We start from the raw sequence: 18,803 nt of genomic DNA, 5'->3' as shown, positions 1-18,803 counted from the left end.
TGGACATCGGCCGTTGTGCAAGGTGTTGGTGTCCCTCTGTGCTTCTGCCCGTCCGTCGCTTCGCCCCTCTGCGCTTCCACGCTTCTGTGCTAGTAGGACTCCGTTACGTCTTCCCGATCATGGTTTTGGGGAGCATGTTGGGCAGATGGACATGCGACAAGTCAATGGCCTGCGGGCGGAGTTAGCGGGGTTTGTGGCGGATGTGTTCGCCACGGTGCCACGGCGGGATCAGCGGTCGAAGGGGGACTGCTACCTGCGGGGTCTGATGCTGGACGGGCGGCGCAAGTCGATCCAGGCGATGGCCGGGCGGCTGCCGGACGGCAATGAGCAGAACCTGCAGCAGTTCGTGAACCAGTCGACGTGGGATCCGGTGCCGGTGCGGCGGCGGATCGCGGAGCGCATGGTGCCGCTGATCGGTCCTGATGCCTGGGCGATCGATGACGTGTCGTTCCCCAAGGACGGGAAGATGTCGGTCGCGGTCGCTCACCAGTATTGCGGCGCGCTGGGAAAGCAGGCCAACTGCCAGGTGGCGGTGAGCGTGCACGCGGTCACCGACGCTGCCTCCTGTCCGCTGCAGTGGCGCCTGTTCGTGCCGGAGGGATGGGCGCACGATGCGGTGCGGCGAGAAAAGACCGGGATACCCCAGGAGATCGGGCACCGCGAGAAGTGGCGCCTGGCCTTGGACACCCTGGACGAGTTGGCCACCTGGGGCTTGGTGCCGCCGGTGGTGGTGGCCGATGCCGGATACGGGCAGAACGCCGACTTTAGGGCGTCGCTGGCCGACCGGGGCATCGCCTACGTGGTGGCCATCCGCTCGGATGTCACTGTCCACCCGCACCACGCGGTACCCGTTGCCCCGCCCTGGCGGGGCAACGGCCGCCGGCCGCAGCCCCGTTACCGGGACAAGCCGTCCTCGGTGGCCGCACTGGCCAGCGCCCACGGCCGGCAGGCATTTACCGAGGTCACCTGGCGTGAAGGCTCCCGCGGGCCGATGCGCTCCCGCTTCCTGGCCCTGCGGGTGCGGCCGGCCGGCGTCAGGGCCCGCCGCCTGGCCCAGGCCGCCGCCACCGCGCGCGAGGGCCACTGGGACGGTGTCCTGCCTGAGGTGACGCTGCTGGTCGAATGGCCCGAAGAAGCCGAAGCACCCACCGACTACTGGCTGGCCGACCTGCCCGAGGACACTCCCATCGCCGAACTGGTCCGCCTGGCGAAGATCCGCTGGCGGATCGAGCACGACTACCGGGAACTCAAGCATGGCCTCGGCCTGGACCACTTCGAGGGCCGCTCCTGGAACGGCTGGCACCACCACGTCACCTTGGTCACCGCCGCCCACGCCTTCCTCACCGAACAGCGGCTCTCCCCAAAAGCCCGCACACCGGTCTCACGCTCTATCAGGTACTGGATGCCATCCAGAGCCTCCTGAACTGCTGGACCGGTACCTGCACCACCTGCCACCAGCCGCTTCCCGACACCACCCACAGACGCCAGACCACAAGATCCACAACGATCTAACGGAGTCCTACTAGGACTTGTCCGGGCGATCATGTGCGGAGCCAGATGACGAGTGCTGCTGCGGTGGCGGTGCCGAGGAAGACGTAGCCGCGCTTGTCGTATCTGGTGGCTACCGCGCGGGACTGCTTGAGCCGGTTGATCGTTCGTTCTACAGTGTTGCGTTTTTTGTAGCGCTCTTCGTCGAAGCCGGGTGGCCGTCCACCGCGTGAGCCTTTGCGCAGGCGGGCGGCCTGGCTGTCGGTTTTCTCCGGGATGGTGTGCCGGATGCCGCGTCGCCGCAGGTACTGGCGGCACGGGCCGTTGCTGTATGCCTTGTCCGCGGCGAGGCTGTCGGGTTTCTTGCGTGGCCTGCCCGGCCCGGGTTTCGGGACGCGGATCTTGTCCAGGACGGGCTTGAACTGGGTGCAGTCCGCCCGCTGTCCCGGTGTGACGACCAGGGACAGAGGCCGGCAGTGGCCGTCCGCGCTCAGGTGGAGCTTGCTCGTGAACCCACCGCGCGAGCGGCCCAGGCCCTCACCTCCAGCACCACCTCCACCAGGCGGGCGTGCAGGCTCTGCCACGTGGTTTCGACCTGGTGTTCCGGCAGTTCGGCCCCCTTTGACACGGGGGCCGACGGCGGATCGGTGCGTGCGCCTGCCGCATGCTGATGCGCGCGGACGATGGTGGAGTCCACCGAGATGTCCCAGTCGATTTCACCCGCTGCATCGGCCGCGGCCTGGACCTGTTGCAGCAGTTGTTCCCACGTTCCGTCAGCCGACCACAACCGGTGCCGTTCATAGACCGTCTTCCACGGTCCGAAACGTTCCGGCAGGTCACGCCACTGCACTCCGGTCCGCACCCGGTACAGAATCCCGCCAATCACCTGCCGGTGATCTCGCCACCGGCCACAACGCCTGTTGCTGACCGGCAAGAACGGCCGCAGCCGTTCCCACTCTTCATCACTCAGATCACCCCGCCCCATGCCCACATCAACGACCCGGGCACGGAGTAGTCACATGATCGACCGGACAAGTCCTAGGTGTGTTGTGCGCGCGGCGGGTTGGAGGGTTGGGTGCCTGTGGTGAGGTGGTGTAGGGCTGTCTTGGTGTGTTGGTTGTTGGGGAGGTAGCACAGGAAGTGGTGACTGGGTTCGTCGAGGGCGGCTAGTTTTACGTAGCGTAGGTGGAGGTCGCCTGCGGTGGGGTGTTGGAAGTGTCGTATCGCGGGTTGGTAGATCGCGGTTTCGCGTTGGCTGTACCAGCTGGCTGCGTCGGGGTCTTGAGTGATCTCGGCGATGATCTCGGCATAGCGCCGGTCGTGCGGGTGGCGGGCCGCGTTGGCGCGGAACTGCCCCAGCAGATACCGCGCCTCGAACTCCCAGTTGACGATCAGGTCGCGGGCTGGTGGCCACCGGAACACCAGCCATGGCAGATTGCGTTGTTTGGAGGGTAGGCGTGCTGGGTCGGTGAGCAGTGCGGCGTAGCCGGCGTTCCATGCGAGTAGGTCCCAGTGCGGGTCGATGACCACGGCTGGGTTGGGTGCGACCGATTCCACCAGTGAGAGTAGGTTGGGCGAGACCCAGCCTGGCGCCTGCTGCTCATGTGTGGCGTCGTCGATGAAGGACAGTACGTGTGCGGTCTCGGCCTCGTTGAGGTGCAGGGCTCGTGCCACCGACCGTAGTACTTGCTCGGAGGTTCGTACCCGTCCTTGCTCCAGCCAGGCATACCAGGAAGCGCTGATGCCGGCCAATTCGGCTACCTCGCCCCGGCGCAGTCCCGGGGTGCGCCGCCGCGGCGCGACTGGCAGGCCCAGTTGCGCGGGGGAGAGTCGCTCGCGCCGTGACCGTAAGAATGCCCCGAGCTCCTTACGCAATGCCTGTGCGGCGCTCCCTTCACCAAAGGACCGCTCCATCCCACTCACCATGCTTCCCTTTCCCGCACCAACAGCCCATCACAGCTACCCACAACACTGAGCCGCCCACTACGCGCGGTTGCTCACGACTGCGAGCCGCCCACGAGGCAGCGCTCTTCGGTGCACCACAGGCACCCATGACGCACAGCCATCCTCGCGTATGCATCGCCCCCTCCCTCCGGCGGCTATCTGCTTCGGTCCGCCCCTGCGGCTGCCCCGACCCTGCGGTTGCCTTCGTCGATGGCCGCTCTGGTGTGTTTTGTCGCTGATGTAGGGAGGGTGTGGGTGTTGGTAATTGGTTGAGGGGGGTGTTTGTGGGGTGGGGGTGGTGGTGTTGAGGGGTCCGGGAGCGTCCTGGGTGGAGGGGAGCGTGTTGGCTGTGTCTGCTGTGTCTGTTGTTGGGTCGTCTGACTCGGCTGTTTTGTCTTCGCGTCGTTTGTGGTTGTTGCGGTCGGCTGGTTTTGTGAGTAATTTCGATCGTTTTTGCATTACGCCGATGTTGGTGGTTATTGCTGATCGGCTTGGGGCCGATATGGCTGTGGTGGTGTTTGCAGCCAGTGTTTATTTTTTGTGTTACGGGTTGATGCAGCCGGTGTGGGGGTTGGCTAGCGATCGGTTGGGTCGGGTGGCGGTGATGCGGCTGTCGTTGTTGGCGGGTGCATTGTCGTCATTGTTGTCTGCGGTGGCGCCTAATGTGACGGTGTTGATTGTGGCTCGTGCTGTGGCGGGGGCTTGTTTTGCGGCGTGCGTGCCGGCTTCGCTGAGTTATGTTGGTGATGTGGTGCCTGCTGCGGTTCGTCAGCGTCCGTTGAGTGATTTGATGACTGCGTTTTCTTTGGGGACGGCGCTGGGTACGGTCGTGGCGGGAACGTTGGCGTACTACGTCAGTTGGCGTGCGGTGTTTGTGTTGCCGGGTTTGATCGCGGCTTATCTCACGTGGGCATTGCGGAATTTGGTTGAGCCGCAGCGTGTGCCGTCTGGTTCTCTTTTGGCGCCGTTTCGTCTTGTGTTGGGTTCGCGGTGGATGTGGTGTGTGATGGCGCTGGCTGTGGTGGAAGGGGCGGTGCTGTTGGGCTTTTTGACATATCTGGCGCCCGCGCTTGAAGCGCGTGGTGTGCCGACGGCGGTGGCGGGTGCGGCGTCGGCGTTGTATGGCGCGGGGGCGATGGGGTGCGCTCAGTTGGTCAAGAAGCTGGTGGGGTGTTGGAGCCCGGCGAAGTTGATCCTGGCTGGTGGGGTGCAGGCAGCAGCGGCCTACGCGGTGGCGGCCGTGAGTCAGTCGTTGCCGGCCTTGGCGCTTACCGCGTTGTTGTTGGGAGGTAGTTGGTCGTTCATGCACACCACGTTGCAGTCGTGGGCGACGGTGGTGGTTCCGGCGGCCCGGGCCACCAGCGTGGCGATGTTCGGCGTCAGCCTCTACGGCGGGAGTGCCCTGGCCAGCAGCCTGACAGCCACCGCAGCCGCCACCCACCACTACGCCCAACTCTTCCTGATCGCCGCGGTATTGACCATCCCCCTGACCTGCGCAGCCGTAGCCGGCCGAGCCCGTTACCACTGACAGCCCATATCCACAGACAGGCTCCCTACCGCCGACGGGCCCGATCGCTGGCAGACCTTCTACCACTGGCAGAACCTTTGCCACTGACGGGCCCGCCCTCGCAGGCGGGCCCGCCCTCACTGACCGGCCTGCTACTGCTGACGGGCTCGACGGTTGGCAGAACCCTTGCTAGTGATGGGCCTGCCCCCGCAGACCAGCCCGCCCTCGCTTGCGGCTCCCGCTGCCGGTGGCGGAACCGTTGCCGCTGGTAGCCCTTGCTACCGCTGGCAGAGCCTTTGCCGCTGATAGGCCCGCCGCCGTTGGCGGTTGGTGGCTGGGCTCTCGGTTGCTGTCGGGCTTGGCTTGGTCATTGTGTCTGGTTGGGGGTGGGGTGGTCTTGGGTGGTGGTGACGTGGGTGTTTTGGCCGGCGGTGATGTGCCATTGGTTGTTTTGTTTGATGAGGATCCAGGTGCCGACGTTTTCTTGTTGGTGGTGTGGGTGGGTGATGGGTTGGCGGAGGAAGACGATGGCGGTTTGGGGGTTGGGGTAGGTGATTTTTTCGATGTGGTAGTGGGTTTGGATGTTGTGTGCGTGGTTTTGTAGGCGTTCTTGGTGGTAGGCGTGGAGGGCTTTCCATCCGATGAGTCGTTTGCCGTTGACGGTGGTGAAGATGACGTTGTCGGTGAAGGGTTGGTCGAATTTTGTTGCGTCGTGTTCGGCGAAGGCTGTTTCTAGTTGGTGGAAGAGGTGGGTGATGGCGTGTGTGTCGTCGTGGTGGGTGGTTGGGGGGTGTTGTGTGGGTCGTGTGGTGTGGTGTGGTGTTTTGCTGGTCACGCTAAGTCGAGTGGTGCTGGCGTGCGCAAGTCATTGTTTGGGTGTCCGTCAACTGTCAGCCATTGCTGTTTGGTTGTCTTCGTTATCCGTTTTGCCCTCGCTGTCTGTGTCGCTGTTGCTGGATCCGCCTGTGTGGCTTGGTCTGGGCTTGGCCGGGCTTGGCTGGGCTTGGCGCGGGGTCCGTGTCTCTGCCGGTGTTGGCTGGTCCTGGGCCCGTGGTTGGTCTGTGTGCGTGTGAGTGCTGTCTGTTTTGTGTTGGGGTGGGGGGTTTGTGTGGTGGTGGTGATGGCGCAAGCTGGTCGGTGCATTGTGCACGGTTATGGGCGTACGGTGGCTGGAATCCTTACCTGGTGCGGGAAGTGAGCGGTGCCCGGGATGGGTGCGTCGGTATGTGAAGGGGTGGGTATGAAGGTTTTGGTGACTGGTGCGTCGGGTGGTGTCGGTCGTGGTGTGACCGAGGGGCTGCTGGCGGCGGGTGTCCAGGTGCGGGCGTTGGCGCGTGATCCGGCTCGGGTGGGTTTGCCTGTCGGTGTTGAGGTTGTTGCTGGCGATCTGACTCAACCGGCGAGTCTTGATGCTGTGTTGGAGGGGGTTGAGCGGATGTATCTCTTCCCTGTTCCTGCTACTGCCCGTGAGGTGGTTGCGGCCGCTGAACGCGCGGGGGTGCGGCGTATTGTGACTTTGTCTTCGGGGGCGGTGAGTGCCGGCTATGACACTGTCCATCACCTGCCGGTGGAGCAGGCCGTTGAAGCTGCCGCGGTGGAGTGGACGCATGTGCGGCCGGGGGAGTTCGCTTTGAACAAGGTCGCGTTGTGGGGGCCTGACATTCGTGCCGCACGTGTGGTGCGTCATCCCGCGCCTGAGGCGATCTGGTGTCCCGTGCATGAGCAGGACGTCGCCGATGTGGCTGTGGCGGCTCTGTTGGAAGGCGGTCACCATGGTGTGGCCCACACCTTGAACGGGCCACCGATCAGCCTGCGTGACCAGGCGCGCGCCCTGGCCGCGGCGCTGGGTCAGGAGATTCGCTTCGAGAAGGTCACTCCCCAACAAGCCCGTCAACGTTACCGTGAGCTAGGCGGGTTCGCCGCAGCCGCCGCCGACTTCCTCCTCGGCTTCGTCGACTACGCCGGCAACCCCACCGACCCTTATGCGATGACCCACTTCGACCTCACCGCCTTCGGCCCCCAACCCACCGTGCACGACATCACCGGCGCCACGCCACGCACCTTCGCTCAATGGGCCCGCGACCACGCCGCCGACTTCCGCTACTGACCTTGAAGACGGGTTGTCGTAGGGGCTGACGATCGGTGATCGTCGCGGTATGCCGGGTGTATGAGGTATCCGCAGGGTGGGGGTCTGAGCGCGGAGAGGCAAGCGTTTCGCGAGCGGGTCCGGATGGAAGCAGTCGCGATGTTCGCCGAGGGGCGGGGCAGTTCCGATGTCGCGAAGGAGTTACGGGTCAGCGTCCGGTCGGCCCAGCGGTGGCGGCAAGCCTGGAGGGCTGCCGGTCAAAACGGGGTTCGTTCCCGCGGCCCGGCGTCCCGGCCGAAGCTGAGTGATGCGCTGTTCGCCGCGCTCGAGGAGGAGCTGGCCAAAGGCCCGGTCGCGCATGGCTGGCCGGATCAGAGATGGACGTTGGCCAGGATCAGGACTCTGATCGGCCGACGGTTCCACAAGTCCATGACGCTGTCGGGTGTTTCCCAGATGCTGCGGCGGCATGGCTGGAGTCATCAGGTTCCGGCCCGTCGTGCTGTCGAGCGCGACGAGGCGGCGGTGGCTGGCTGGGTGAAGGACGTGTGGCCGCACGTGGAACCACCGCGGCGGCGCTCGGGGCCTGGATCGTCTTCGAGGATGAAGCCGGATTCTCGATGACGCCGCCGACCTCACGGACCTGGAGCAAACGCGGCAGCACACCGGTCATCCGGGTCCGCGGACGCTCCCAGCGCCGCTTCTCCATCGCCGCCCTTTGCTGCTACAAACCCGGTGAACGCTCCCGCCTCGTCTACCGGCCCAAGCGACATGCCGATCACAAGACCGGAGGCCGCAAGAGCTTCGCCTGGACCGAGTACCGAGACCTTCTCATCGCCGCCCACCGGCAGCTCGGCGGACCCATCGTCCTCATCTGGGACAACTTGAAGTGCGCCACGAGGCGCTACGGAATCGAGTGGAGGTGAAAGGACTCCACCGCCGGGTGGTCGCAGCCGCTCGGTGAAGCTGGGGGCAGTCGCCACGTGGGAACGCAGGTGGCGGCGGGAAGCAGCCCCGACAACGTACGGGACGGGTCGGCACTGTCAGACGGTCCGGGTCCGGCAAGCAGCGAGGAGAAGGTGTACGAGAGGAACCGCTGTCTGACGCCCCGTAAGTGTCCCGCTCGGCTCAAACCTGACGGATATGGGCCGGGTTGCAGCGCGTGAACTGTCACTCGTCGGGGTGGCGTTCAACTCCGAAGCCGGTTTTTAGGTCCGGTGGGGAGGCCATGTCGAAAGCCTGCGGCGTAGGCATGGCGAGGCTGTCGGGGTAGAGGTGGGCACCTCCCTCCTTGATCGATTCTGTGGTGAACGTGGGAACCGCCTGCGGTTGCCCTTCCCGCCGGACAGCCAGTTCGGAGGCGGGCAGGTCCGTTGCCAACTGATGGCCGTTGGGCGGGGCGGAGGTCTCGTAGTAGTCCGAGCGCGCGAGAGGCGCGTACACGGCGAAGGAGACCAGCAAGTCAGCAGTGGACGTACTGGAAAGTCAGGAGGCTGTCGCCGGTGAATACCGACGAACTTGACTCCGTTCTGTTCGGAGCGGAGCGCAGGGTACTGAAGATCCAGACCAAGCTGCACTGTTGGGCCCGTGATGACCCTCATCGCAGGTTCGATGATCTGTTCAACCTCGTTGCCGATCCTGCGTTCCTTCTGGTGGCGTGGGATCGGGTGCGGGGCAACAAGGGAGCACGCACGGCCGGAGTGGACGGGCGCACGGCCCGTTCCATCGAGGCCGGGCAGGGCGTCGTGGACTTCCTCGACGGGCTGCGGTCGCAGGTCAAGGGCCGCAGTTTCTGCCCGCTGCCGGTGCGGGAACGGATGATCCCGAAGGCGGGCGGCAAATTGCGCCGCCTGGGGATCTCCACCATTGCCGACCGAGTGGTGCAGGCTTCTTTGAAGCTGGTGCTGGAGCCGATCTTCGAAGCGGATTTCTACCCGTGTTCCTACGGGTTCCGCCCGAATCGTCGTGCTCACGACGCCGTGGCTGAGGTGCGCTACTTCGCGTCCCGCTCCTACAAGTGGGTCGTCGAGGGCGACATCACGGCATGCTTCGACGAGATCTCGCACACGGCCCTGATGGACCGGGTGCGGGAACGAATCGGAGACAAGCGCGTCCTGGCACTGGGGAAGGCGTTCCTCAAAGCAGGCATCCTCAGCGAGAACCGCATGCTGCGAGACAACCGCGCCGGAACCCCGCAGGGTTCGATCCTTTCGCCGCTGCTGAGCAACGTAGCCCTGACGGTCCTGGACGAGCACATCGCTCAAGGACCCGGCGGACCCGCCTCAAGCCAGACGGAGAGAGCCAAGCGCCGTCGCCACCGCCTGCCCAACTACCGGCTCGTCCGCTACGCGGACGACTGGTGCTTGATGGTGTCGGGCACGAACGACGACGCCGAAGCCCTCCGGGAAGAGATCGCAGAAGTCCTGTCCGGGATGGGCCTGCGCCTGTCACCGGAGAAGACCCTGATCACCCACATCGACAAGGGCCTCGACTTTCTCGGCTGGCGCATCCAGCGCCACCGGAAGCGGGGCAGCAACCGGCACTTCATCTACACCTATCCGTCGGGCAACGCCGTCAAGGCCATGACGGGCAAGGTCAGGACGATGTGCCGGACGACGGATACGAGCCAGCCGCTCGATGCCCTGCTGCGTCAGCTCAATCCGGCGCTCAAGGGCTGGTGCGTCTACTTCCGGCCCGGCGTGTCCAGCGCGACCTTCTCCTACCTGAGCTTCTACACGTGGCGTCAGGTTGGGAGCTGGTTACGCCGAAAGCACCGCCGAGCCACCTGGAAGGACCTCAGGCACCGCTACTGCGACGTCGGATGGTGGCCGGCCTCGGAGGAACGACAGCTGTTCAACCCGGCGAAGGTGACCACCACGCGTTACCGCTACCGGGGAACAGTTATCCCGACTCCGTGGCCGAGCCTGGAATGAGGACAACACACAGGTCCTGAACAGGGCTTGTGGAGCGCCCGGTGCTCGGAAACGGGCACGCCGGGTGCGGGAAGCGGTCTGGGGAAACGGGCTGGTCGATGAGACCGGAACCGCGCCCCGGATCGACTTCACCGTCCACAAAGACCGCCGACTGCGAGCATTCATCGACGCCCAGGACTGGATCACGGCCTACCACCTACCGCCCTACACACCCGACCTCAACCCCGTGGAAGGCATCTGGTCAATCCTCCGCCGGACCACCCAGGCCAACACCGCCTTCACCGACCCGAGCCACCTCATACACCGACTCCGACACGGCCTCCGCCAGATTCAATACCGCAGCAACATCATCGATGGATGCCTCACCGGAACAGGGCTCACACTGACGACACCACGACTACAAACTCAGTAACCCAACAACGCTCGCCCAAGGACGCTCGCCCAAGGACGGTCGCCCAAGGACGCTCGCCCCAAGGATGGTTGATGCAAGGGCGAGTGCCTCAAGGGCGATTGACGCAAGGACACCGGGCCGTGCCAGCGCCAGTACCCTGTGTCAGGTCCCTGCGCCTGTCCTCGCGTTGCCGCCCCTGCACCCTGCACCCCGCATCTCGCACGCCGCGGCCCGCACGCCGCGGCCCGCAGGCCGCGGCCCGCACCCGTGCCGGCACCTGCACTTCAGGTCAGTGCCTCGCGTCAGTACCAGTAACCCCACGTCGGCACCCGCACCCAGCGCCCGCACCCCGCACCCCGCGCTCTGCGTTCGCACCCGCGCTCTGCGTTCGCACCCGCACCCCGGGTCGGTGCCCGAACCCACGTCAGTGCCTCGCGCCGGCACTCGGTGTCGGCAGCCCGCGTTTGTCCTGGTGTCGTCGTCTCGCACCAGCACCTGCACCCCGCGCAGGCGCCGTACCCGATGTCAGCGCCCCGCGCCAGCACCCGCACCACGCACCGCGTGCCGGCACTCCGAGGCTGTCCTCGCGTCGTCCCGCACCCGCACCCGCGCCCTGGGACGGCAGCCGCACCCGCACCAGCGCGCCGGGCCCGCACCCCGTGTCGGTACCCGAACCCTTGTCAGTGCCTCGCATCGGCACTCGGTGTCGGCAGGCCGCGTTTGTCCGCGTGTCGTCTTCCCGCGCCCGCACCTGCACCCCGCGCTGGCTCCCGTACCCGATGTCAGCGCCCCGCGCTGGCACCCGGTTTCGGTAGCCCGCGCCTGTCTTTGCATCGTCGTCTCGCATCGCGCGCCAGCACCCGGTGTCGGCAGCCGCACCCGCCTCCGCGTCAGTACCCGATGCCGGCAGTCCGCGCCGGTCGTCGCGTTGTCGCCCCGCACCCGCACCTGCACCCGCACCAGCGCCCTGAGCCCGCGCCCCGCACCAGCGCCCCGCACCAGCGCCCTGAGCCCGCGCCCCGCACCAGCGCCCCGCACCAGCGCCCTGAGCCCGCGCCCGCACTCCACGTCAGTGCCTCGCACCAGCACCCGGTGCCGCGCACCGGCACCCGCACCGCGCACCGCGTGCCGGCACTCCGAGGCTGTCCTCGCGTCGTCCCGCACCCGCACCCGCACCCGCACCGGCACCTCGCGCCTTGTGTCGGCATCTCGCACCAGCACTCCACGTCGGTACCCGTACTCGTACCCTATGCCGGCGCCCGTACCCCGCACCCGCACCCAGCGCCCGCACTCCACACCAGTGCCTCGCACCAGTCCCCGGTGCCGGCAGCTCGCGCCGGTCCTCGGGTGTCGCCCCGCACCCGCACCCCGGGTCGGTACCTGAACCCACGTCAGTGCCTCGCGTCAGTACCCGGTGCCGGCAAGCCCGCGTTTGTCCTCGCGTCGTCGTCCCGCACCTGCACCCCCTGTACCAGCACCTTGCACCCGCGCCCCGCGCCTTGCGCCGGCACCCGTACCCGATGTCAGCGCCCCGCGCCGGCACCCGGCTTTGGCGATCCGCGCCTGTCTTTGCGTCGTCGTCCCGCACCAGCACCAGTACCAGTACCCGCACCGCGTGCCGGCGCCCGCACTCGCACCTGCGCTGGCACCCCGAGGCTGTCCTCGCGTCGTCGTCCCGCCCCCTGCACCAGCACCTTGCGCTCCGCCCCCCCCCGCGCCGGCACGTCATGTCGGCACCTGTACCCGCACCCTGCTCTGGCAGGTGCCTGTCCTTGCGTCGTTGCCCCGCACATCGTGCCGGCACGCCGGGCCTGTCCCCGCATCGTCGCCTCGCACTCGCACTCGCACTCGCACTCGCACCCGCACTCGCACCCGCGCCCCGGACCGGCACTCCGCACTCCGCACCCACCCCCGGCGCTGGCACCCCACGCCAGCGTCAGCACCCGTACCCCACGTCAGCGCCTTGCGTCGGCACCCGATTTCCTCGCGTCGTCGCCCCGCACCAGCACCCGCGCCCCGCACCCGCACCTGAGCTGGCGCCAGCACCCGTATCTTGCGGCAGCGCCCCGCACCTGCACCTTGAGTCGGCGCCTGCACCCGTACCTGGTGTCAGCGCCCCGCACCCGTACCCGCGCCCGTGCCCCGCGCCCTGTGCCGGCACCGTGCTCTGGCACCTCGAGCCTGTCCTTGCGTCGTCGTCCCGTACCCCGTGCCGGCAGCCCGAGGCTGTCCTCGCATCGTCGCCCGGCACCTGCACTTTTGAGTCGGCGCCAGCACCCGTACCTTGCGTCAGCGCCCCGCACCCGCACCCGCGCCCCGTATCCGCACCAGCACGTCGTACCCGCACCCGCACCCGCACCCGCGCCCGCGGCGGCGCTTCGCGTCTGTCCTTGCGTGGTCGTTTGTGTATCAACCCGCTGGTGTTGGTGGTGTGTTGGTGGGTGGTTTCTTGACGGTGCTTTGCGTGCGGTTCTAAGGTCGACCAGTAACTGACCTGTCGGAAAGTAAGTTGGTGGGGTGGTCGCCCCGCCGGCCATGCATCGCCTTGCCAAGGAGAGACGCCGTGTCACAAGGCCAGCCCGCGAGCGGGGAATTATTGCGGGGCCCCCGGCTGTACATGGTGATGGCCGCAGCGGTTCTCGCCATGTTGTTGGGCTCCCTGGACAGCATGATCCTGGGTGCTGCGATGCCGCGGATCGTCGGTGAGCTCGGTGGCTTGGACCGATTGTCCTGGCTGGTCACCGCCTACATGTTGACTATCGCCGTTTCCACTCCCCTGTGGGGCAAGCTCGGCGACATGTACGGCCACAAGGGCGCGTTCATCTGGGCGATCGTGCTGTTCCTGGCCGGGTCGGTGCTCTCCGGTATGGCCCAGAGCATGAGCCAGCTCATTGGTTTCCGTGCGCTCCAAGGGTTGGGTGGGGGAGGGTTGATGGTCGGCGCGTTGGCCATCATCGGGACCTTGGTGCCACCTCGTCAGCAAGGCAAGTACCAGGGCGTGATCTCCGGGGTCATGGGTTTGGCCATGGTCGGCGGACCCTTGATCGGTGGTGTGATCGCCGACCAGCTGGGCTGGCGTTGGTGCTTTTACGTCAACGTCCCGGTCGGCGCAGCGGCGTTGATCATGATTGCTTGGCTTCGGTTGCCCCGGCAGCGCACCCAAGCCCGCATCGACATCGCCGGCGTGATCCTGCTCACCATCGCCATCAGTGCCGTGGTGTTGGTCACCACGTGGGGTGGCAAGGACTACGCCTGGACGTCACCGCCGCTGCTTGCGTTGCTGGCCTTGGCCTTGGCCGCGTTGGTGGCTTTGGTCTATGTCGAGCGGCGTGTCACCGCGCCTCTTTTGCCGTTGGCCTTGTTCAAGAACGCCAACTTTTCGTTGATCACCGTTGCTGGTCTGTTCTTGGGCTGCGTGATGACCAGTGCGGTGACCTTCCTGCCGATTTTCCAGCAGGTCGTTCAGCATGCCTCGGCCACCAACGCGGGCCTGTTGTTGTTGCCGATGTTCGCCGCGATGGTCGCTGTCAGTGCCTTCGGTGGCCAGTTCATCACCAAGAGCGGTAAGTACAAGGCGTTCGTGGTTGTGGGGGGTGCAGCGCTGGCTGTTGGTTCGTTTCTGTTGAGTTGGGCCGGTCGCGGTACCAGCCCTGTGGTGTTGGGTGTGTTCATGGCCGCACTTGGCCTGGGCATGGGTCTGTTGACCCAGACCACCTTGCTGATCTCCTTGCAAAGCGCCGAACTCAAAGACCTGGGGGTGGCCTCCTCCACCGCCACCCTGGCCCGCTCCCTGGGCGGCTCTGTCGGTGTCGCGATCAGCGGCGCCCTGTTCGCCGGCGCTGTCAGCGGTGCCCGTACCGCAGATGGCACGCCGGTAAGCGGCGCCGGCGGCGCGCAACCCGACCCCAATGTCCTTGCGCGCCTCCCGCACGCGCTGCGTCAGGCTTACGAGAACGCCGTTGCTGACGGCACCAGCCGGATCTTCCTGTTCTGCACGGTCTTGGCCGCCATCGCGCTGGTCGCCGGATGCTTCGTCAAGGAAGTACCCCTGCGCACCGCGAACGTGCCCGAGACCGACGACACCACCCCCACCCCCACCGCCGCGCCCGACCCGGCACAGCCCAGCTCACCGGTGAACCCCTAACACCCACCATCCGCCCGCACCCACCCCGCCAGGCCACCCACCCCGCCCAGAACCCCCGCACAGCCCGCCCAGCCCGCACGGGCCCGCACGTCCCACAGCGCCGGATCGCACCGCCCACCCGCACCACCGCACCGCCCACCTGCACCACCGCACCGCCGGCCCGCACTGTCCGCACCGCCCGCAGTGCCGGGACCACCCGCCACCCGCACTGCTTGACCGCCGACTCCGCTAGCCCGCCACGCCGGCCCGCACCGCCGGGTCCGCCCGCCCGCCGCGCCTACCCGCCTGGTCCCCCCGCACTGCCCGGATCGCACCGCCCACCACAACTACCCGCCCGCGCCCGCCTCCCGCCCGCACCGCTCGACCGCTGACTCCGCCCGCCGCGCCCGCACCGCCGGGTCCGCCCGCCCGCCCGCCGCGCCCACCCGCCTGGTTCCCCTGCACGTCCCGCACTGCCCGGATCGCACCACCCACTACCACCTACTGCAATCGCCACCACTGCCCGCACTGTCAGAGCCATCTGCCCGCCGCGCCCACCCGCCTGGCCCCCCCGCACTGCCCGGATCGCACCACCCACCACCACCCACCACCCACCACCACCGCCCACCACCGCCTGCCCGCACCGCCCGCCCGCCTGCACCATCCACCACCGCCCGCACTGCCGGGGCCACCCACCTGCCCACCTGCCCGGCGCGCCCGCCCGGTTGGCGCTCTCTCCCGTTACTCCTTGCCCGGTTTGGTTTGGTTGGGTGGGTGGGGGGCGGTTATGTGGTGCTGGGTGTGGTGGGGGAGTTTTGGCCTGGCTATGGAGAGGTAAAGGGCTTCCCTTGCTGGAAGGGGCCGCGCCATACTGGCGCGGCGCCGTGACCGGGGCTGGGGAGAGCTCTACGGTGGCGGGCAGGCGGGTGCCGTGTATGCGGTGGGCCTGCGTAACGATGGGGTGTCACGCGGTACTTCGCCGGGCAGTGGGTATTCCTGCTCCGGTGGCCCGGGCCGGCGCACAACCTGGTGGTTTGGTGCCTGTGGTGGGGTGTGTAGGTGCGTGGGCACGGACTCAAGGGGGGATATGACTCGGCAACATCGGGGGATCAGGACGCGGCACTTGATTGTGCAGACGGCGGCCGAGGTCTTCTGTGAGCGGGGGTATCACGGGACGAGTACCACGGAGATCCTTACCCGTTCGCAGCTGACGCGGGGGGCGTTGTACTTCCACTTCGATTCCAAGCAGCAGCTTGCCGAGGCGGTGGCGAGTGTCCCGGCGGAGTTGTTCGCGCCGCCGGAGGGTCCGGTGGTGTTGCAGTGTCTGGTCGACTTCAGTTTGCGTCATGCCGACCGGCTTGCCACTGATGTGGTGCTGCGGGCCTCGATGCGGTTGAGTGCCGAGCATGGCACGGGGTGTGCGCAGGGCACTGCCCCGCACGAGGCGAAGTTACGGGCCGTGGTGCTGCGGTTGCTGCAACAGGCCGGTGATGCGGGGGAGTTGGTGCCGGGGGCGGATCCGTTGGAGATCACCGACGTGCTCATGGGGTTTTTCACCAACGTCCAGCCCTACTGGGCCAAGACCACCGCCGGCCTCACGCACCGCCTGGCCACCTTATGGCGCTACCTTCTGCCGTCCATCGCGACGGCCGATCTGCTGCCGCACCTGGATTGGCGCCCAAGGAGTGCGCCGCAGTCCTCCCGGCCCGGCCACGGGCAGGAGACGCCGGCGGCGATGAGCGGTTCGGTGAGCTGACCGGCACACCCGCCCACCCCCACCCCCACCCCCATCCCCGTCCCCATCCGCGTCCTCATGCCTGTCCCTGTCCCCGCTCCCATCCCCGCGGCCGTATATGCCCTACATGCTGTATGTGCCGGGTGGGGTGGGTGGGGGAGTGGGGCCGTGGAGCGTGGGGTGGCCGTGGAGCGTGGGGTGTGGGACCGCGGGGCGCGAGGCTGTGGGGTGTGGGACCGCGGGGTGCGCGGCTGTGAGGTGTGGGGCTGCAGGGTGTGGGGTTGTGGGAGGTCGGGTCGGGGTCGACTGCCCTTGGTCACCGGCGTTTCGCCGCGGTGAACGCACACCCTTCGCCCCCTGTCGTTCGTGGACATCTGCGCAACGGTGCGAGGGCTGCCCTGGCAGATCGCACCGTGGGCAAGGATAGGTCCCCGGGCCAGGAGCGGTCATCCCTATTTGTCCTGGCGGCCTCACGCCGGCGACCACCCATCCCCGGAATCAGCACTTCCGGTTGGTTGACGAAGCAACTGCCCGGCGATTCCTTACGGTTCACTCGCCAATCACCGTAAAGGGAGCGCCTGTCGGTTTAGTGCGTTTCCTGTGGGGCGGCCCCCAGGAAAGTCACGCTATTCATTGGGTGTACAGCTCTCTTTGTCGCACTCTGCGACGGGTGTATACGTGTACATGCCATCCTTGGATGATCGTTTCCTTGACAAACCGACAAGTCTGCTTGCTATTTTGCTTGCAGGGCAGGCGAGAACCGCACAAAGAGCAGCGGTTCGGTTATGCGGTTGTTTATGTCACCGGGGACAGGGGTATATGCGTCCCTCGCGCCGGCAGGGATGGGGGCACTTGTGGACGGGGATCATACAGTGGTGTGTGCTGATTCTCCCGCCGCCCCTCAGGCAATGACCACTGTCTTGAAATCCCCGGCCCATAGCGGAATTCGCGCTCGCCTCATCATTGACGTTCAGGCGCTCACGAACCGGGGGATCGATGCATGTCTTGCTGGCGGAATCAGACAGGCAATCCGGAGATATTCTGCGACAGGCCATGAGGAGGCACGGCTATGAGGTCGAACTCACCGACAGTGGCGCCAACGCCCTAAAATCCTATGAAGGATTCGACCTCATTCTCCTCGATCTCGAACTTCCCGATATCGATGGCCTGGAGGTCTGTCGCAGCATTCGCGCATCCAGCGACGTACCCATCATCGCCTTCACCGGACACGGCACCGAACTCGACCGGGTTCTTTGCCTCCAAGCCGGCTGCGACGACTGCATGGTCAAACCCTATGGGCTGCGCGAACTCCTGGCCCGCATAGAAGCCGTCATGCGCCGTGTGCGGCCACGCTCGGCAGAAGGCCGCAGCATGGCCTATGGCCCCCTGCACATCGATCGGGACGGCCGTGAGGTCTTCCTCCACGACGAGCCCGTCAAACTGACCCGCAAGGAGTTCGACCTGCTCCACCTGCTCGCCTCACAACCCGCCCGGGTCTTTTCCCGCGAGCAACTCATGGACAAGGTCTGGGGCGCCCAAGGCGCCCGCGGCAACCTCGGCGCCAAGCTGACCCGCACCATCGACACCCACGTCAGTTCGTTACGCGGCAAGCTCGGATCCAGTGAATGGATCATCACCGTCCGAGGTGTCGGCTTCCGCTTCGGCGGATGACATTTGCTCCACCGTGGGGCGACGGTTCTCCGTCGCCCCACCACCCTTTCCCCACCTCTGCTTTCCCTCGCCGCCCTTTCCCCTTATGCGGGTCGGGCTGGCGCTGCTACCGGGCCCGGTGCCCGGCCAGTCGTGCGCTGAGCGTGCGCCGCACATCGGCCTCGTCGTAATACGAACGGCCCCCCACCCGGCGCCGCCCCCAGGCGTTTTCGCTGGCCAGCCGATACACGCTGCCCATCGACACCCGCCAGATCCGCGAGACGTCCTGCGGTGAAAGCCACTGCGTGCGCCGCCGGCCCCCCGCGCCCGCCGGCGTCATCCGGCCCCGCAACTGGCCCCACTCACACTCCGCCCACCGGTGCCCGGCATCAGCGTCGCACCGAATCTCCGCCAACCCCGCCGCCGCACCCCCCGTCCGCGCCACCAACGTCCCCGCGCACCCCGACTCCACACACGCCCCGACCGGCACCCGACGCGCACCCCCCGGCGACGTCACCCGGTGGGCCGCACGCACCAACCGCTGCAACTCCACCGAGAATTCACCACCAGCCGGGTGCGCCGCCAACCACTCCACCTGCCCCACCAACCACCGCGCCAACGACGGCACCGTCCGCGCCGGCGCCGCAACCGAACGCTCCTGGGCCACCAACCCGCCCCACGACGCCAACGTCACCACGATGCGGGAGCGGACCTCCGTGGCCGCGGTGTTGAACGGCATCCCCGGCAACGGCCCCCCACTGGTCCGCTCCCGCACCCCACCCGACCCGCTCAACAACCGCCCGCATTCCTCATACAGATACGGCAAACCCCGCAACATTTCCCCCGCCAACTCCCGACAGGCACCACACAGCAAAAACCCATCGCCACCATCCCCCCGCACGCGCGCGTTCCCCTCCGCCCGACACACAGCTCCCTGACACGCCGTCTT

General features: G+C 66.9%; 12 protein-coding genes and 2 pseudogenes. 9 read left to right on the top strand and 5 right to left on the bottom strand.

The window, feature by feature from the left end; genetic code table 11:
* The first annotated feature begins 145 nt into the window (after positions 1–145).
* The gene (locus ACO0M4_RS29910; RefSeq protein ID WP_430374204.1) at positions 146–1,423 is read left to right on the top strand and encodes an IS701 family transposase; all 1,278 of its coding nucleotides are present in this window, start codon (positions 146–148) and stop codon (positions 1,421–1,423) included.
* A 118-nt stretch (positions 1,424–1,541) separates the two neighbouring features.
* Here the strand turns inward: ACO0M4_RS29910 and ACO0M4_RS29905 are convergent.
* Together ACO0M4_RS29905 and ACO0M4_RS29900 are read right to left on the bottom strand one after the other, a co-directional pair.
* Positions 1,542–2,473 (bottom strand): IS5 family transposase gene (locus ACO0M4_RS29905; protein WP_430374203.1). Its coding sequence is split into 2 segments (ribosomal slippage): positions 1,542–2,144 and positions 2,147–2,473, totalling 930 coding nucleotides; the frame shifts between segments, so codons are not numbered across the junction.
* Positions 2,474–2,526: 53 nt separating this feature from the next.
* The gene (locus ACO0M4_RS29900; RefSeq protein WP_430374202.1) at positions 2,527–3,402 is read right to left on the bottom strand and encodes a helix-turn-helix transcriptional regulator; all 876 of its coding nucleotides are present in this window, start codon (positions 3,400–3,402) and stop codon (positions 2,527–2,529) included.
* A 463-nt stretch (positions 3,403–3,865) separates the two neighbouring features.
* Here ACO0M4_RS29900 and ACO0M4_RS29895 point away from each other — a divergent pair, with 463 nt between their 5' ends.
* On the top strand, positions 3,866–4,960 hold the full coding sequence (locus ACO0M4_RS29895; RefSeq protein WP_430374201.1) for an MFS transporter: 1,095 nt from the start codon (positions 3,866–3,868) through the stop codon (positions 4,958–4,960).
* Positions 4,961–5,306: 346 nt separating this feature from the next.
* Here the strand turns inward: ACO0M4_RS29895 and ACO0M4_RS29890 are convergent, their stop codons facing one another.
* Positions 5,307–5,774, bottom strand: coding sequence for an SgcJ/EcaC family oxidoreductase (locus tag ACO0M4_RS29890; protein ID WP_430374200.1), 468 nt, complete (start codon positions 5,772–5,774; stop codon positions 5,307–5,309).
* A gap of 405 nt (positions 5,775–6,179) precedes the next feature.
* Between ACO0M4_RS29890 and ACO0M4_RS29885 the strand changes: the two genes are divergently transcribed.
* Complete coding sequence (locus ACO0M4_RS29885) at positions 6,180–7,046, top strand: SDR family oxidoreductase (RefSeq protein ID WP_430374199.1); 867 nt, start codon at positions 6,180–6,182, stop codon at positions 7,044–7,046.
* Between the two features lie 60 nt (positions 7,047–7,106).
* Positions 7,107–7,909 (top strand): annotated as a pseudogene (locus ACO0M4_RS29880) (winged helix-turn-helix domain-containing protein); the annotation flags it as partial.
* 283 nt (positions 7,910–8,192) lie between these two features.
* On the opposite strand, the gene ACO0M4_RS29875 reads toward ACO0M4_RS29880, so the two are convergent.
* Positions 8,193–8,483 (bottom strand): hypothetical protein, encoded by a 291-nt coding sequence (locus ACO0M4_RS29875; protein WP_430369030.1) that lies wholly within the window; start codon positions 8,481–8,483, stop codon positions 8,193–8,195.
* A 41-nt stretch (positions 8,484–8,524) separates the two neighbouring features.
* On the opposite strand from ACO0M4_RS29875, the gene ltrA reads away from it, so the two are divergent.
* The 5 genes and pseudogenes from ltrA (at position 8,525) to ACO0M4_RS29850 (ending at position 17,875) form a co-directional block, all read left to right on the top strand.
* A complete protein-coding gene (ltrA, locus tag ACO0M4_RS29870; RefSeq protein WP_430369029.1) occupies positions 8,525–9,955 on the top strand; it encodes a group II intron reverse transcriptase/maturase in 1,431 nt (476 codons plus the stop codon).
* Between the two features lie 133 nt (positions 9,956–10,088).
* Positions 10,089–10,367 (top strand): annotated as a pseudogene (locus ACO0M4_RS29865) (transposase); the annotation flags it as partial.
* A 2,542-nt stretch (positions 10,368–12,909) separates the two neighbouring features.
* Positions 12,910–14,490: an MDR family MFS transporter gene (locus tag ACO0M4_RS29860; protein WP_430374198.1), complete on the top strand. Its 1,581-nt coding sequence runs from the start codon at positions 12,910–12,912 to the stop codon at positions 14,488–14,490.
* A 1,066-nt stretch (positions 14,491–15,556) separates the two neighbouring features.
* Positions 15,557–16,225, top strand: coding sequence for a ScbR family autoregulator-binding transcription factor (locus ACO0M4_RS29855; RefSeq protein WP_430375315.1), 669 nt, complete (start codon positions 15,557–15,559; stop codon positions 16,223–16,225).
* Between the two features lie 975 nt (positions 16,226–17,200).
* On the top strand, positions 17,201–17,875 hold the full coding sequence (locus tag ACO0M4_RS29850) for a response regulator transcription factor (protein WP_430374197.1): 675 nt from the start codon (positions 17,201–17,203) through the stop codon (positions 17,873–17,875).
* Between the two features lie 106 nt (positions 17,876–17,981).
* On the opposite strand, the gene ACO0M4_RS29845 is transcribed toward ACO0M4_RS29850, so the two are convergent.
* Positions 17,982–18,680: a helix-turn-helix domain-containing protein gene (locus ACO0M4_RS29845; RefSeq protein ID WP_430374196.1), complete on the bottom strand. Its 699-nt coding sequence runs from the start codon at positions 18,678–18,680 to the stop codon at positions 17,982–17,984.
* Between the last annotated feature and the right edge of the window lie 123 nt (positions 18,681–18,803).

The sequence above is a fragment of the Streptomyces sp. RGM 3693 genome (genome assembly GCF_050471125.1).
Lineage (GTDB): Bacteria > Actinomycetota > Actinomycetes > Streptomycetales > Streptomycetaceae > Streptomyces.
Note: the sequence above shows the minus strand (reverse complement) of the source record. Positions and strands in the feature narration are given on the sequence as shown.

What these genes read in the sequence shown, in the direction of transcription:
- ACO0M4_RS29850 (WP_430374197.1), top strand. Translation starts at nt 17,201, where the DNA reads ATGCATGTCTTGCTGGCGGAATCAGACAGGCAATCCGGAGATATTCTG.
- ACO0M4_RS29900 (WP_430374202.1), bottom strand. Translation starts at nt 3,402, where the DNA reads ATGGAGCGGTCCTTTGGTGAAGGGAGCGCCGCACAGGCATTGCGTAAG.
- ACO0M4_RS29910 (WP_430374204.1), top strand. Translation starts at nt 146, where the DNA reads ATGGACATGCGACAAGTCAATGGCCTGCGGGCGGAGTTAGCGGGGTTT.
- ACO0M4_RS29885 (WP_430374199.1), top strand. Translation starts at nt 6,180, where the DNA reads ATGAAGGTTTTGGTGACTGGTGCGTCGGGTGGTGTCGGTCGTGGTGTG.
- ACO0M4_RS29855 (WP_430375315.1), top strand. Translation starts at nt 15,557, where the DNA reads ATGACTCGGCAACATCGGGGGATCAGGACGCGGCACTTGATTGTGCAG.